This window comes from Streptomyces sp. NPDC005791 (genome assembly GCF_042871485.1).
GTDB lineage: Bacteria > Actinomycetota > Actinomycetes > Streptomycetales > Streptomycetaceae > Streptomyces.
Genome location: NZ_JBIAIP010000015.1, coordinates 1 through 12,858, shown reverse-complemented (window position 1 = coordinate 12,858; position 12,858 = coordinate 1). Strand labels below are relative to the sequence as shown.

Below are 12,858 nucleotides of genomic sequence, written 5' to 3'. Positions count from 1 at the left end.
CGAACGCTACGTGACCAGAAGGTCGCTGCTTGTCACCCACACGGGTGCAAGTGAGGCGCGCCGCACGCACGCCGGGCCCACGGCGCCCTACCCCGGACGGACCAGGACGGATTCCGCACCCCCCTCACGACACCGCGGCCGGCACCCGCACCCCCACACACGTACGGGTCACCACCAACTGCCCCTCCTGCGGATACGCGTGCCAGGTCCGCCAGCGCACCTGCCCCTCCTCCGTCCGCTGCGCCAGCATCGCGGTGAAGGCGTACGGGCTGCCGGGAAACGTCCCCGCCAGTCCGTGCGGGTGATCGCTCACCAGTGCGAGCAACTCCTGCGCGCGCCCTGCGAACGAGCCCTGGGAGAGCGTCTCGACGCGCGCCGCGAATTCGTAGTCCCAGTCACCGATGCTCTCGGCGACGCCCAGCGGCAGCGGTGAGCTGCTGCCCGGCAGACAGGCCACGGTCTCGGAGCACGTACGGCGGTCCTGTTCCAGGAGTACCTGATGGGAGGCGCCGAGCAGCCTCAACTGGACTTTCGCTCCTGCCAGTTCGAGTTCGAGTACAGCCAGGGCGGGCAGCGGCTCCCGCCCGAGCGTCCATGCCAGATCGGCAGCACGGGTGTCGGAATAGGAGGTCTGGAGGGTGGTGAGCATGGATCGGCTCCGCAAACGCACAGAAACACATGGACAGGAGGTTTCCCCGTCGGCGCAATCGGGGGATGAGGAGCCCGATCCGGCCCAACTGGGGCCCGGGGGCTGAATGTTCTCTACTTCGATGCAATCACGAAGTACGTCGCGCTCACAGCGTTTTTACCCAACTTGCCGCGGTTTCCATCCCTCAGGGGGCAGGACGGTTCACCTGTTCCAGGAACTCCCAACAAAAAGGTGCCCGGCGGGAGTTCACCCCCGCCGGGCACCTGTGGCACACCCGTCCCGACCCCGTGCGGGGGCGGGCGGACCAGTCTCAGTTGCCGCCGCCCCCGCAGCCGCCGCCTCCGCCGCCGCAGCTACTGCTGCTGCCGCCGCCACAGGAATGACCACCGCCGCTGTCCCCGGCCCACCAGCTGCCGACGTGGGAGTCCCCTCCCCCGCCACCGCCGGAACCGCGGCGCCCGCTGCGCCCCGCCCTCGACTTCTTCCTGCCCCCCGAACTCGAGGCCAGGGCGGCGATCCCGACCACCACGATCACCAGGAACACGATGAAAAAGAACAATTCCACCGACCTCACATCCTTCTGTCCCCCGTACCCCCGAAGCCCCCGATGCGAGGCCCCCGTGTCCTGCTGACCGTTCGATTCCCACGCCCCGCCGGAGCCAAAGCAGACTTGAGCAACTCCAGAGCTTCGGCACAGGATGGCGTCCATGACACAGGGACGACCGCTGCTCAACCGCCGCCTCACCGAGTTCGGCACGACGATCTTCGCGGAGATGTCGACGCTGGCCGTACGGACCGGCTCCATCAACCTCGGCCAGGGTTTCCCCGACACCGACGGCCCCGAGGAGGTCCGCGAGGCCGCGGTCCGGGCCCTGCGCGCCGGCCACGGCAACCAGTACCCGCCCGGCCCCGGCGTCCCCGAGCTGCGCTCCGCGGTCACGGAGCACCAGCAGCGGCACTACGGCCTGGAGTACGACCCCGATACCGAGGTCCTGGTCACCACGGGCGCCACGGAAGCGGTCGCCGCCTCCCTGCTGGCCCTCCTGGAGCCCGGCGACGAGGTCATCGCCCTGGAGCCGTACTACGACTCGTACGCCGCCTGCGTCGCCATGGCGGGCGGTACCCGCGTCCCCGTCACGTTGCGGCCCCACGAAGGCGCCTACCGGCTCGACCTCGACGAGCTGCGCGCCGCCGTCACGCCCCGCACCCGGCTGATCCTGCTCAACACACCGCACAACCCCACCGGCACCGTCCTGACCCGGGACGAGCTGGCCGCCGTCGCCGCACTCGCCTGCGAGCGGGACCTCCTGGTCGTCACCGACGAGGTCTACGAACACCTCGTCTTCGAGGGTGAGCACATCCCCCTCGCGTCCTTCCCCGGGATGCGGGAACGCACGGTCACCATCAGCAGTGCGGGCAAGACCTTCTCGCTGACGGGCTGGAAGATCGGCTGGATCACCGCGAGCCCTGAGCTGGTCACTGCGGTCCGCACCGCCAAGCAGTTCCTGACCTACGTCTCCGGGGGACCCCTCCAGTACGCCGTCGCCGAGGCCCTGCGGCTGCCCGACAGCTATTTCGACGAGCTGCGCGCCGGCCTGCGGGCCAAGCGCGACCTGCTGAGCGCCGGCCTCGCCGAGGCCGGCTTCGAGGTCTACGAGCCCGCCGGGACGTACTTCGTCACCACCGACATCCGTCCGCTCGGCCACGGGAGCGACGGCTTCGCCTTCTGCCGGGCGCTCCCCGAGCGCTGCGGGGTCGTCGCCGTCCCCAACGCGGTCTTCTACGACCACCGCGAGCAGGGAGCGCCGTTCGTACGCTTCGCGTTCTGCAAGCGCACGGACGTACTCACCGAGGCGGTCACCCGGCTGAAGGGCCTCCGGGCATCCTGACCGCACACGTCGGAGGCCCGGTCCGGGGGCGTCGGCCGCGCCCCGGACCGGGCCTCTGCTGTGCGTCGGCCGGTTCAGGCCTCCGTGGGCTCCTCGCCCTCGGCCTGCTTCTCGCCGGGCTCCAGGCCCAGACGGTCCACGAGCCACTTGTCGAACTCGATCGAGGCCCGCACCCAGCTGACCGTCGAGGAGACGAAGTGCTCCAGGCTGACACCGGTGCCGATGAGCATCTGCGCCTCACCGACGAGCCGTACGGAGCCCGCGGCGCCCTCCTCACCCTCGTGGGCGTGCGTGTAGACCTTGGGCCACAGAGTGCGGCGGTTCCAGTCGTCGATCGCGTCGAGCAGGACGGCGCGCTGGTCCAGGGCATGCGGACGGTCGTAGAAGGTCCGGACCGAGAAGACCTGCTGCTCCTCCTCGCCACGGAACATGAAGTACGTCCGGAAGTCTTCCCACGGCGCGGCGAGGTCGCCCTCGTCGTCGACGACGAACTTCAGCTCCATCTGCTCGAGAAGCTGCTTGACGAGGTCCTGGTCGGGGACCACGGGGCCCTCGGGTCCTGACGCCTGCGGTTCGGGCTGACCCCCGAAGTTGGGGATCGAGGACGGGTCGATAGACATCGCTGGGTACTCCTGTGGATCGCACGTGGTTTCCTGGCTCCGACCCTAGCCGCGATCGCGGCCGGTAGTCCTACGCGCTCATGGGAATCGCCCCCGCGCCCGTCCCCCTGGCCCGCGCCCAGGAAACCGCGATCACGACCGCGCAGGCCGTGCCGACGAGCCCCGCCCCCCCGATCGCCCGGGCCGACGAACCGGACAGCTCCGCCGCCACTCCGCCCGCCGCGACGCCGATCCCCTGCATGGCGGTGAGCCCCGACCTGGCCAGGCCCAGGGCCTGACCGCGCTGGTCGGCCGGGGTGAGCAGGACGAAGGTCGCCCCCGCGGTGATCTGGTAGGCGGAGAAGAAGCCCGACACCAGGAGCACCAGCAGGGCCACCCCCACGCCGGGGCCCGCCCAGTAGACGACCAGCGGCAGGTTCGCACCCACCGCCAGCGGACCGAGCAGCCTGCGGCGCCGCTCGACGCCGAAGCCCGCGCGCCCCAGGAGCGCCGCACCCAGCACCATTCCGGCGGGATGCGCGGCGAGCAGCAGCCCCACCGACGCGGCGCTCCCGTCGGCCTCCTCCGCGAAGGGGACGGCCAGGCCCTCCGGCAGCATGATGAACCCCGCCAGCCAGCCGAGCGCGACCAGCGACCGCAGCCGGTGGTCCGACCAGATCAGTGCGGCGGCCCTTCCCACCTGGGTGTGCATCCGCTTCGGCCGCGCGTCGCTCCCGGCGTCCACCGGCCGCGCCTTCACACCCAGCCTGATCAGGGCGGCGGAGATCAGGAACGTCGCCGCGTTCAGTCCCAGGGAGAGATGGCTCCCCAGCCATACGACGAGGGCCCCGCCGACGGCGAAGCCGACCAGCTGTCCGGCCTGGTGGGTGATCAGCATGACCCGCTGCCCCCGCTCGTACAGGCGCTCGCCCAGGACGGCCGGCATCAGGGCGCCCTGCGACGCCCCGAACGGCGCCTCGGCGAGCTGTGCCAGCACCAGCAGCCCGGCCAGCAGCGGCAGGGGCGTACCGGGCAGGGCCATCAGCCCGACGAGGACGGCGCGGACCAGGTCGCACCCGATCATGACCGTACGCCGGGGGAAACGGTCGGCGAGGCCGGAGAGGAGCACCCCGGACAGCAGGGCGGGCAGGGTCGTCAGCGCATAGGTCGCCGCGGTCCAGCCGGCCGACTCGGTGCGTTCGAACACCAGCAGGGACAGCGCCACGCGCGCCAGCTGGTCGCCCGTCACCGACTGCGCGGAAGCCGCCCACAGGGCACGGAATTCGCGCAGGCGAAGGAGACTGTCACTTCTGCAATTCCTCGGCTCCGCGCTCGCCTCGCCGGGTATCCGCTCCGTCATGCGCGTACCTTACCGGCTCACGAATTCGACATCGCCGCTTCCGCCGTAAAGGAAATGGGGCGGGAGTGGCCCGGTATTGCGCGGACCACTGTCTCCCGCGCAGCCGCTGCTCCGATTCGAAAAGGGGGGCACAGATATGTATCGCCCTGATACAAATAGCGGAACCGGGCGGGTTTCGCATCAGCCGTTCAGCCACGGAACGGGAATTCCGTGGCGCAGGCGGATGCGCCGAGAGCGTGTCGGCTACACACATCAATATCCCCGGGAGCCGCACACACATGTGTCCCCGGCCGGGACGCGAGAGCGTCCGGCCGGGGACACACGGTGCGGGTTCTCGCCTACAGGGTCTTCGCCGCCGGTGCGGTCCCCACGATCAGTCCGTCGCCGGCCCGGTCCACCCGGACCGTGTCGCCGTCCTTGACCTCGCCCGCGAGGATCTCCTTCGCGAGCCGGTCGCCGATCGCGGTCTGGATGAGACGGCGCAACGGCCGGGCGCCGTACGCCGGGTCGTTGCCCTCCTCCGCCAGCCAGGCCAGGGCGTCCGGGCTGACGTCCAGGTGGATCCGGCGGTCCGCCAGACGGCCGGCGAGACGGGCCACCTGGAGCCCCGCGATGTGGGCCAGCTCGTCCCCGGAGAGGGCGGAGAAGACGACCAGGTCGTCGAGCCGGTTGAGGAACTCCGGCTTGAACGAGGCGCGCACGACGCCCAGCACCCGCTCCTTCTTCACCTCGGGCTCGGTCAGGGGGTCGACCAGGAACTGGCTGCCCAGGTTCGACGTGAGGACCAGGATGGTGTTGCGGAAGTCCACCGTCCGGCCCTGCCCGTCGGTGAGCCGGCCGTCGTCGAGCACCTGGAGCAGGATGTCGAAGACCTCGGGGTGGGCCTTCTCGACCTCGTCGAGCAGCACGACGCTGTACGGGCGGCGGCGGACCGCCTCCGTGAGCTGGCCGCCCTCCTCGTAGCCGACGTAGCCGGGCGGAGCGCCGACGAGCCGGGCGACGCTGTGCTTCTCGCCGTACTCGCTCATGTCGATGCGGATCATGGCCCGCTCGTCGTCGAACAGGAAGTCCGCGAGCGCCTTGGCCAGCTCCGTCTTGCCCACGCCGGTCGGTCCGAGGAAGAGGAACGAGCCGGTGGGCCGGTCGGGGTCGGCGATCCCCGCACGCGTACGGCGCACGGCGTCCGACACGGACCGCACGGCCTCGGTCTGGCCGATCAGCCGCCTGCCCAGCTCGGACTCCATCCGCAGCAGCTTCTGGGTCTCGCCCTCCAGGAGGCGTCCGGCGGGGATGCCGGTCCAGGCTCCGACGACGTCGGCGATGTCGTCCGGGCCGACCTCCTCCTTGACCATGGTGTCCTCGGCTGCCTCCTGCTCGGCCTCGTCCGCCTCGGCCAGCTCACGCTCCAGACCGGGGATCTCCCCGTAGAGCAGCTTGGAGGCGGTGTCGAAGTCACCGTCGCGCTGGGCGCGCTCGGCCTGGCCCCGCAGCTCGTCGAGCCGCTCCTTGAGCTCACCGACGCGGTTCAGGCCCTGCTTCTCCTTCTCCCAGCGTGCGGTGAGACCGCGCAGCTCCTCCTCCTTGTCGGCGAGGTCGCGGCGGATCTTCTCCAGACGCTGCTTGGACCCCGCGTCGGACTCGTTCTTGAGGGCCAGCTCCTCCATGTGCAGCCGGTCGACGGACCTCTGGAGCTCGTCGATCTCCAGGGGCGAGGAGTCGATCTCCATGCGGAGCCGGGAGGCCGCCTCGTCGACGAGGTCGATGGCCTTGTCGGGGAGGAACCGGGAGGTGATGTAGCGGTCGGAGAGCGTCGCGGCGGCCACCAGCGAGGAGTCGGCGATCTGTACCTTGTGGTGCGCCTCGTAGCGCCCCTTGAGGCCACGGAGGATCGCGATGGTGTCCTCGACGGACGGCTCGGCCACCAGGACCTGCTGGAAGCGGCGCTCCAGGGCGGGGTCCTTCTCGATGCGCTCGCGGTACTCGTCGAGCGTGGTGGCGCCGACCATGCGGAGCTCACCGCGGGCGAGCATCGGCTTGAGCATGTTGCCCGCGTCCATGGCGGAGTCACCGCCGGCGCCCGCACCGACGACGGTGTGCAGCTCGTCGATGAAGGTGATGATCTGCCCGTCGCTCTCCTTGATCTCGGAGAGGACCGTCTTGAGGCGTTCCTCGAACTCGCCGCGGTACTTGGCGCCGGCGACCATCGCGCCGAGGTCGAGGGAGACGAGCCGCTTGTTCCGCAGGGACTCGGGGACGTCGCCCTTGACGATGCGCTGGGCGAGCCCTTCGACGACGGCCGTCTTGCCGACGCCGGGCTCACCGATGAGCACCGGGTTGTTCTTCGTGCGGCGCGACAGCACCTGCACGACGCGGCGGATCTCCTGGTCGCGGCCGATGACCGGGTCCAGCTTGCCCTCGCGCGCGGCAGCCGTGAAGTCGGTGCCGAACTTCTCCAGGGCCTTGTACTGGCCCTCGGGGTCGGGAGTGGTCACCCGGCGCCCTCCCCTGCTCTTCTCGAACGCGTCCAGCAGCTTCTTGGCGCTGGCTCCCTGTCCGTCGAGGATCTCACCGGTACGGCCGCCCTTCGCCGCGAGGGCGATCAGCAGGTGCTCGGTGGAGAGGTAGTCGTCTCCGAGCTCCTTGGCCCGCTGGTCGGCGTCCGCGAGGACGGCGAGCAGATCCCGACTCGGCTGCGGTGGCGCGACGGTCGACCCGGTGACGCTGGGCAGTGCGCCCAGGAGCCGCTCGGTCTCCTCGCGAACGGCCACCTGATCGGCCTCGGCGGCGGCCAGCAGATCGATGATGTTCGCGTTGTCCTCGCCCGCGAGCAGTGCAAGCAGCAGGTGCCCGGGGGTCAGGTCCGGATGTCCGTCCTTGACGGCCCTGCTGGTGGCCGCGTTGAGGGCGTCCCGGCTCTTGTTGGTCAGCTCGGCGTCCACGGGCGCTGTCTCCTCCTCGTGCTGGTACTTCAGGGGCTATGACTCGCACAACGGGTACAAAGTTGAGTCTATTCCACTCAAGGACGACGGATGCCACCTCGGGCCCCGGATCCCGCTGTATCTAGGCTGGCCCCATGCCTGACCTACGCAACCCCGGACCCGAGTACCTCGCCTTCTGGCGGGAGCGCCATGTGTGCACCCTGACCACGCTCCGCCCGGACGGCACACCGCACGTGGTGCCCGTCGGCGTGACGTACGACCCCGAGACGCGGATCGCCCGCGTGATCACCGGCAGGAACACGCGAAAGGCCGCCCACGTGCGGGCGGCGGGGCCGGAAGGGGCACGGGTCGCGGTCTGCCAGATGCAGGGGCGCCGCTGGGCGACCCTGGAGGGCCGGGCGGTGGTCCGCACGGAGCCCGACGAGATCCAGGACGCGGTACGCCGCTACGCGGAGCGCTACGAGCGGACTCCGCGGCCCAACCCCGAGCGCATCGTCATCGAGATCACCGTCGACCGGGCCCTCGGAAATGCCTGAACAATGCGCGGGGAATTCCCGGGCAGCACAACGGCGCCATCGTGTTCAGGTCACGATGGCGCCGCTGTGTGGGGGAAGTGCCGGAACGATAGGTGAAAACGGGGGAATCGTTCAGGCACTGCGGGGGGTGGCGGAAATGGCTTCTTGTTCGAACAGCTCATGGTCGCGCTGATCGAGATTCACGAAAATCATGCCGTACCTCACGGCACAGCGAACCGGTTGCGGTGCTCCGCGAGGCCGGCGTAGACAGCGATAGGCGCGGATGTCGTCATCCGTTTCCATCACGACCAGAATCGGCTCTCCGAACAGGGTGACCATCAACGAATCGCCCTGGCGGGTCAGTGCCGTGAGCAGATCGATGAAATGCCACCCTGACCGATAGGCCGTGGCCATCTCCCGCCGGAAGGTGCGGTCGTCCGGGGGCGTGGTCATGCGCTCGCGACGCCTGCGGGCGCGCTCCAGCTGATCTCGTCCGAAGCGGAAGCGGGCATACCCCAGCTGATCTCACCGGGCCCCGCTGCCTGGACGAACCAGCTGATCTCGCCGGGAGCAGCCGCGGGCATGCCCCAGCTGATCTCGCCCGGAGCGGAAGCAGGCATGCCCCAGCTGATCTCCCCCGGCCCAGCCGCCTGCTCCGACCAGCTGATCTCGCCAGGCCCGGACGCGCTGCCGGCCAGGCCGGCCGTCACGCCGAAGCCCAGGGCCGCGACGAACGCGGCAGCAAGCACCGAGCGAAGCTTTCGCTTATCCATAGTCGGCTTCGTCCTCACTTGTGGATTCCTCTCCCCCGCATCCACGACGATGTCTCACCCGGGCCACACAACGCCACCAGGACGATGCATCATGTTCCTGCATGTTCAGGAAGCTGGGGGGTGGAGATATGGCTACAAGCGACGCAACAGGGACACATCCCCATGGGGTCACCGAGCTGTGCGACGAGGGAAAACGCCTCTACGCCAGTGCTCTTCGTTCCGGCCGGATCTCCCGGGTGGAAGTCGACCCCGCCCCCTGCCTGATGGACTTCGCGCTGCTGCACCCGGATCCGGACGACACGGCCTGGCTCCGCCCGGTCCCTCCGTCCGCCGCTCTGGCCCAGCGTCTGCATCCCATAGAGCGCGAGATCAAGGAACGCAGGCGGCGTTCCGTCGCGCTGGCCGAATCGTTCGAGCCCTTCATGGACATCAGCGCCCAGGACCCGCCGACCACCCACGCCATCACGGTGCTGGAGGGCGGCAACAGGATCAACGCCGCACTCGACCTGGCCACCGCCGAGTGCCGCACGGAGGTGCTCACCGTCCAGCCCGGTGGGGACCGGGGCGAGGACCGTCTCAGCGAAGGCCTGGAGCGCGCCCTGTCGGTCGTCGACCGGGGCGTCAGCATGCGGACGCTCTACCAGCACACCGTCCGGCACAGCCAGGGGACACTCGCCTACGCGGCCCGCCTGTCCCAGGGCAAGGTGGAGATCCGCACCCTGGAGGAGCTCATCGAGCGCCTCCTCGTCTTCGACCGGACCGTGGCCTTCATACCCGCCCGGAACGACGACGGGGTCGCCCTCGAACTCCGCCACCCGGGCCTGGTCAACTACCTGGTGAAGGTGTTCGAACAGCTCTGGAGCCGTGCGTCCCCGTTGCTCGGGGAGGTCCGGTACGAACCGCCGCCCAAGGGGATCAGCGGTGTCCAGCGTTCCATAGCGCAGCTCCTCGTCGAGGGGCACGTGGACGATTCCATAGCCCGTCGTCTCGGCATGAACGTCCGTACCTGCCGGGCGCACGTGGCCAAGCTGTCCGCCACGCTCGGCAGCACCAGCCGCGCCCAACTCGGTTACCTCATCGCCCGGTCAGGCATCCTGGACCAAGATTCCTGACCGGGCGATCCCCCCGGACGTCCCCCACCCCCCGGGCCGGCGGGCGCAACCGCGCGACGGAAAGGGGCGCGTCCACGCCCCGCACCGAAGGGGAAGACCGGCGGCTCCCGCAACACCACCCACACTCCCCCCACCACCACGCTTCCACCACCGTCATCTTGTTGCACTGCACGAAGTGAGGGGTCACCAAATCATCACGGACGAGGCAAACCACGCGCATCCGCACGGTTCGAGGACACTGTGCGACCCGGCCGTCCGGCTGTACGAGGAGGCGGTGCGCGCCGGGCGCATCCCCGCGACCGCACTCGAGTCCGTGCCGTGTCTGATCGACATGGCCGTCGTCCACCCTGATCCGCAGGACGACACCTGGATGCGTCCGGTGCCCCCGTCAGCCGCCCTGGCCCACCTGCTCCAGCCCCTCACCCGCGAACTGGACGAGCGCCTGCAGCTCGCCGCCGCTCTCAGCAGATCGCTGGCACCCCTGGCCGGCGTCGCCAGTGCCGACCCCGATCTCGCCATCACGGTGCTCGAAGGAAGACCGGCGATCGAGGCGGCCCTGCGCGAGGCGAGTGCCTCCGCCACCGAACAGGTCCTCACCGCCCAGCCGGGCAGCAACCGGCCGCTGAACGGGATGCGATGGGCCATCACCAACGCCAGGACCGCCATCGGGCGCGGCGCCCAGCTCCGGCACATCTACCAGCACCCGGCCCGCTACAGCACCAACATCAGGGACTACCTGGCCCAGATATCCCCCGACCACCTACAGGTGCGGACCACCGAGCAGACGGTGGAGAGGCTGATCATCTTCGACCGCGACGTCGCGTTCATCCCCGCGACGCCGGATCGCACCATGGCTCTGCAACTGCGCCATCCCGCCCTGGTCGCCTACCTCGTCCAGGTCTACGAGGTCCTCTGGGCCCAGGCCGTCCCCTTCGCGCAGCAACTGCCCTCGGCCGCGCCCGGCGCCCAGGTCACGGCCGTCCAGCAGAGCATCGCCCGCCTGCTGGTCGAGGGTGACGTCGATGACGTCGTGGCCCGCAAGCTGGGCATCAGCGTCCGCACCTGCCGCTCCCACATCTCCAAGCTCACGCAGACGCTCGGCGCCCACAGCCGCACCCACCTGGGGGCGCTCCTGGTGCGGTCGGGCATCGCCGGCCAGGACGCGGGGACGGCAGCGAAAGGGCCCGCCCCCGGAGCGTGAACTCCTGGGGCGGGCCCGGACGGCCTTCAGCCAGGCTCAGTCCTTCGGCCGCTTGGGCCGCCAGACCACCAGTGCGCTGGTCTGCTGCACCTCCTGGTACGGCACGAGGTCACGCCGGTAGGAGGCGTGCACCTGGGCCTCGCGCTGCTGCATGGCGACGGCCGCACCGTCCACCGCCGCCGAGAGCTCCGCGACACGCTGCTGGAGCGCGGCCACCTGGTTCTCCAGCTCGATGATCCGCTTGATGCCCGCCAGGTTGATGCCCTCGTCCTGGGACAACTGCTGCACGGTACGCAGCAGTTCGATGTCACGGGCCGAGTAGCGCCGACCGCGCCCGGCCGTGCGGTCGGGCGAGACCAGGCCGAGGCGGTCGTACTGGCGCAGTGTCTGCGGGTGCAGGCCCGAGAGCTGGGCCGCGATCGAGATCACGTAGACCGGTGATTCGTCCGTCAGCTGGTACGGATTGCGTCGACGGCCGTCCATCTCAAGCTCCCTTCGCAGCCTGGAACAGCTCCGCCCGCGGGTCCTCCCCCGCGGTCGCCTTCCGATAGGCCTCCAGCGCGTCCTGGGCGTCCGCGCCGAGGTCCGTGGGCACGGCCACCTCCACGGTGACCAGAAGGTCGCCCCGGGTGCCGTCCTTGCGCGCGGCGCCCTTGCCCCGGGCCCGCATCGTACGTCCGTTGGGCGTGCCGGCCGGGAGTTTCAGGGTGACCGGAGGACCGCCGAGCGTGGGGACCTTCACCTCGCCGCCGAGCGCCGCCTCCGGGAAGGTGACGGGCACGGTGACGGTGAGGTTGTCGCCCTTACGGCCGAAGACCGGGTGGGCGTCGACATGGACGACGACGTAGAGGTCGCCGGCCGGGCCGCCGCGCTCGCCCGGGCTGCCCTTGCCGCGCAGCCGGATCCGCTGGCCGTCCGACACCCCCGCGGGGATCCTGACCTGCATCGTGCGTGCCGACTTCGCACGGCCGCTGCCCTTGCAGACGTCACAGGGGTCCTCGGCGATGAGGCCCCGGCCCTTGCAGTCCACGCAGGGGTCGGTCAGGGAGAATCCGCCGCCGGTACCGCGCGACACCTGACCGGTGCCGACGCAGGTCGGACAGACCCTCGGGGTGCCGTTCTTGTCGCCGGTGCCCGAGCACGCCTTGCAGGGTGCCTGGCTCGACATCCGCAGCGGGACCGTGGCCCCGTCGACCGCCTCGGTGAAGCTGAGCGTCACCTCGGACTCGATGTCCTGGCCGCGTTTCGGCTGGACACGTGTGCCCGCGCCGCCACGGTTGAACAGTCCGCCGAAGACATCGCCCAGACCGCCGCCGCCGAAGCCACCGGCGCCCGGAGCCTGGCCACCCGGAGCACCTCCGAAGAGGTCGCCCAGGTCGAAGTTGAAGTTGCCGCCCGCACCGCCGGGACCCGCCCGGAAGCCTCCGTTGCCGAAGAGGGCGCGCGCCTCGTCGTACTCCTTGCGCTTCTTGGGGTCACCGAGGACGTCGTTCGCCTCGGAGATCTCCTTGAAGCGCTCCTCCGCCTTGGCGTCGCCCTTGTTGGCGTCCGGGTGGTTCTCGCGCGCGAGTTTCCGGTACGCCTTCTTGACCTCGGCGTCGGTGGCGTCCTTGGGGACGCCGAGAACCTTGTAGTAGTCCTTCTCGACGAAGTCCTTCGTGCTCATCGACGTCCCTCCTTCCGGACGATGGGCCGTGGGGGGGGGGCCGGGGGGGGGGGCCCCCCCCCCCCCGGGGGGCCCCCCCCGCGGGCGGGGGGGGGGCGGCCCCCCGGGGGCCCCCCCCCCCCCCCCGGCGGCCCCCCCCGGCACGCCCCCCCCCC

At 70.4% G+C, this 12,858-nt stretch carries 13 protein-coding genes; 4 read left to right on the top strand and 9 right to left on the bottom strand.

The window, feature by feature from the left end; translation table 11 throughout:
- Positions 1-124 precede the first annotated feature (124 nt).
- Positions 125-649: a DUF2617 family protein gene (locus tag ACFYSH_RS26395; protein ID WP_359476924.1), complete on the bottom strand. Its 525-nt coding sequence runs from the start codon at positions 647-649 to the stop codon at positions 125-127.
- Positions 650-959: 310 nt separating this feature from the next.
- Positions 960-1,214 carry a hypothetical protein gene (locus ACFYSH_RS26390; protein ID WP_359476927.1) on the bottom strand — a complete coding sequence of 85 codons (255 nt, stop codon included), beginning with the start codon at positions 1,212-1,214 and terminating at the stop codon, positions 960-962.
- Positions 1,215-1,356: 142 nt separating this feature from the next.
- Here ACFYSH_RS26390 and ACFYSH_RS26385 point away from each other — a divergent pair, with 142 nt between their 5' ends.
- On the top strand, positions 1,357-2,538 hold the full coding sequence (locus ACFYSH_RS26385; protein ID WP_388755828.1) for a pyridoxal phosphate-dependent aminotransferase: 1,182 nt from the start codon (positions 1,357-1,359) through the stop codon (positions 2,536-2,538).
- A gap of 74 nt (positions 2,539-2,612) precedes the next feature.
- Here the strand turns inward: ACFYSH_RS26385 and ACFYSH_RS26380 are convergent, their stop codons facing one another.
- From ACFYSH_RS26380 to clpB, 3 genes are all read right to left on the bottom strand, one after another.
- Positions 2,613-3,158: a YbjN domain-containing protein gene (locus ACFYSH_RS26380; RefSeq protein WP_359476933.1), complete on the bottom strand. Its 546-nt coding sequence runs from the start codon at positions 3,156-3,158 to the stop codon at positions 2,613-2,615.
- A gap of 70 nt (positions 3,159-3,228) precedes the next feature.
- Positions 3,229-4,497 (bottom strand): MFS transporter, encoded by a 1,269-nt coding sequence (locus ACFYSH_RS26375; protein ID WP_359476936.1) that lies wholly within the window; start codon positions 4,495-4,497, stop codon positions 3,229-3,231.
- Positions 4,498-4,835: 338 nt separating this feature from the next.
- Positions 4,836-7,436: an ATP-dependent chaperone ClpB gene (clpB, locus tag ACFYSH_RS26370; protein ID WP_359476940.1), complete on the bottom strand. Its 2,601-nt coding sequence runs from the start codon at positions 7,434-7,436 to the stop codon at positions 4,836-4,838.
- A 134-nt stretch (positions 7,437-7,570) separates the two neighbouring features.
- On the opposite strand from clpB, the gene ACFYSH_RS26365 reads away from it, so the two are divergent.
- Positions 7,571-7,972: a TIGR03618 family F420-dependent PPOX class oxidoreductase gene (locus ACFYSH_RS26365; RefSeq protein ID WP_359476943.1), complete on the top strand. Its 402-nt coding sequence runs from the start codon at positions 7,571-7,573 to the stop codon at positions 7,970-7,972.
- Between the two features lie 111 nt (positions 7,973-8,083).
- Here ACFYSH_RS26365 and ACFYSH_RS26360 read toward each other — a convergent pair whose 3' ends face one another.
- On the bottom strand, positions 8,084-8,404 hold the full coding sequence (locus ACFYSH_RS26360) for a (2Fe-2S)-binding protein (RefSeq protein WP_099173435.1): 321 nt from the start codon (positions 8,402-8,404) through the stop codon (positions 8,084-8,086).
- A complete protein-coding gene (locus ACFYSH_RS26355; protein WP_359476947.1) occupies positions 8,401-8,724 on the bottom strand; it encodes a 5'-nucleotidase in 324 nt (107 codons plus the stop codon). The genes ACFYSH_RS26360 and ACFYSH_RS26355 overlap by 4 nt, the downstream gene beginning before the upstream one ends.
- A 128-nt stretch (positions 8,725-8,852) precedes the next feature.
- On the opposite strand from ACFYSH_RS26355, the gene ACFYSH_RS26350 reads away from it, so the two are divergent.
- Together ACFYSH_RS26350 and ACFYSH_RS26345 are read left to right on the top strand one after the other, a co-directional pair.
- Positions 8,853-9,836, top strand: a complete 984-nt coding sequence (locus ACFYSH_RS26350) for a helix-turn-helix transcriptional regulator (RefSeq protein ID WP_359476950.1) — start codon at positions 8,853-8,855, stop codon at positions 9,834-9,836.
- Between the two features lie 190 nt (positions 9,837-10,026).
- Complete coding sequence (locus tag ACFYSH_RS26345) at positions 10,027-11,037, top strand: LuxR C-terminal-related transcriptional regulator (protein ID WP_388755975.1); 1,011 nt, start codon at positions 10,027-10,029, stop codon at positions 11,035-11,037.
- A gap of 36 nt (positions 11,038-11,073) precedes the next feature.
- Here ACFYSH_RS26345 and ACFYSH_RS26340 read toward each other — a convergent pair whose 3' ends face one another.
- Positions 11,074-11,520 carry a heat shock protein transcriptional repressor HspR gene (locus ACFYSH_RS26340; protein WP_359476956.1) on the bottom strand — a complete coding sequence of 149 codons (447 nt, stop codon included), beginning with the start codon at positions 11,518-11,520 and terminating at the stop codon, positions 11,074-11,076.
- Position 11,521: 1 nt separating this feature from the next.
- Positions 11,522-12,703, bottom strand: coding sequence for a molecular chaperone DnaJ (dnaJ, locus tag ACFYSH_RS26335; RefSeq protein ID WP_359476959.1), 1,182 nt, complete (start codon positions 12,701-12,703; stop codon positions 11,522-11,524).
- Positions 12,704-12,858 lie beyond the last annotated feature (155 nt).

Bases quoted from the DNA above. Each gene is read 5' to 3' on its own strand.
- ACFYSH_RS26395 (WP_359476924.1), bottom strand. From the start codon at position 649: ATGCTCACCACCCTCCAGACCTCCTATTCCGACACCCGTGCTGCCGAT.
- ACFYSH_RS26385 (WP_388755828.1), top strand. From the start codon at position 1,357: ATGACACAGGGACGACCGCTGCTCAACCGCCGCCTCACCGAGTTCGGC.
- ACFYSH_RS26380 (WP_359476933.1), bottom strand. From the start codon at position 3,158: ATGTCTATCGACCCGTCCTCGATCCCCAACTTCGGGGGTCAGCCCGAA.
- ACFYSH_RS26375 (WP_359476936.1), bottom strand. From the start codon at position 4,497: ATGACGGAGCGGATACCCGGCGAGGCGAGCGCGGAGCCGAGGAATTGC.
- ACFYSH_RS26365 (WP_359476943.1), top strand. From the start codon at position 7,571: ATGCCTGACCTACGCAACCCCGGACCCGAGTACCTCGCCTTCTGGCGG.
- ACFYSH_RS26360 (WP_099173435.1), bottom strand. From the start codon at position 8,404: ATGACCACGCCCCCGGACGACCGCACCTTCCGGCGGGAGATGGCCACG.
- ACFYSH_RS26355 (WP_359476947.1), bottom strand. From the start codon at position 8,724: ATGGATAAGCGAAAGCTTCGCTCGGTGCTTGCTGCCGCGTTCGTCGCG.
- ACFYSH_RS26350 (WP_359476950.1), top strand. From the start codon at position 8,853: ATGGCTACAAGCGACGCAACAGGGACACATCCCCATGGGGTCACCGAG.
- ACFYSH_RS26340 (WP_359476956.1), bottom strand. From the start codon at position 11,520: ATGGACGGCCGTCGACGCAATCCGTACCAGCTGACGGACGAATCACCG.
- dnaJ (WP_359476959.1), bottom strand. From the start codon at position 12,703: ATGAGCACGAAGGACTTCGTCGAGAAGGACTACTACAAGGTTCTCGGC.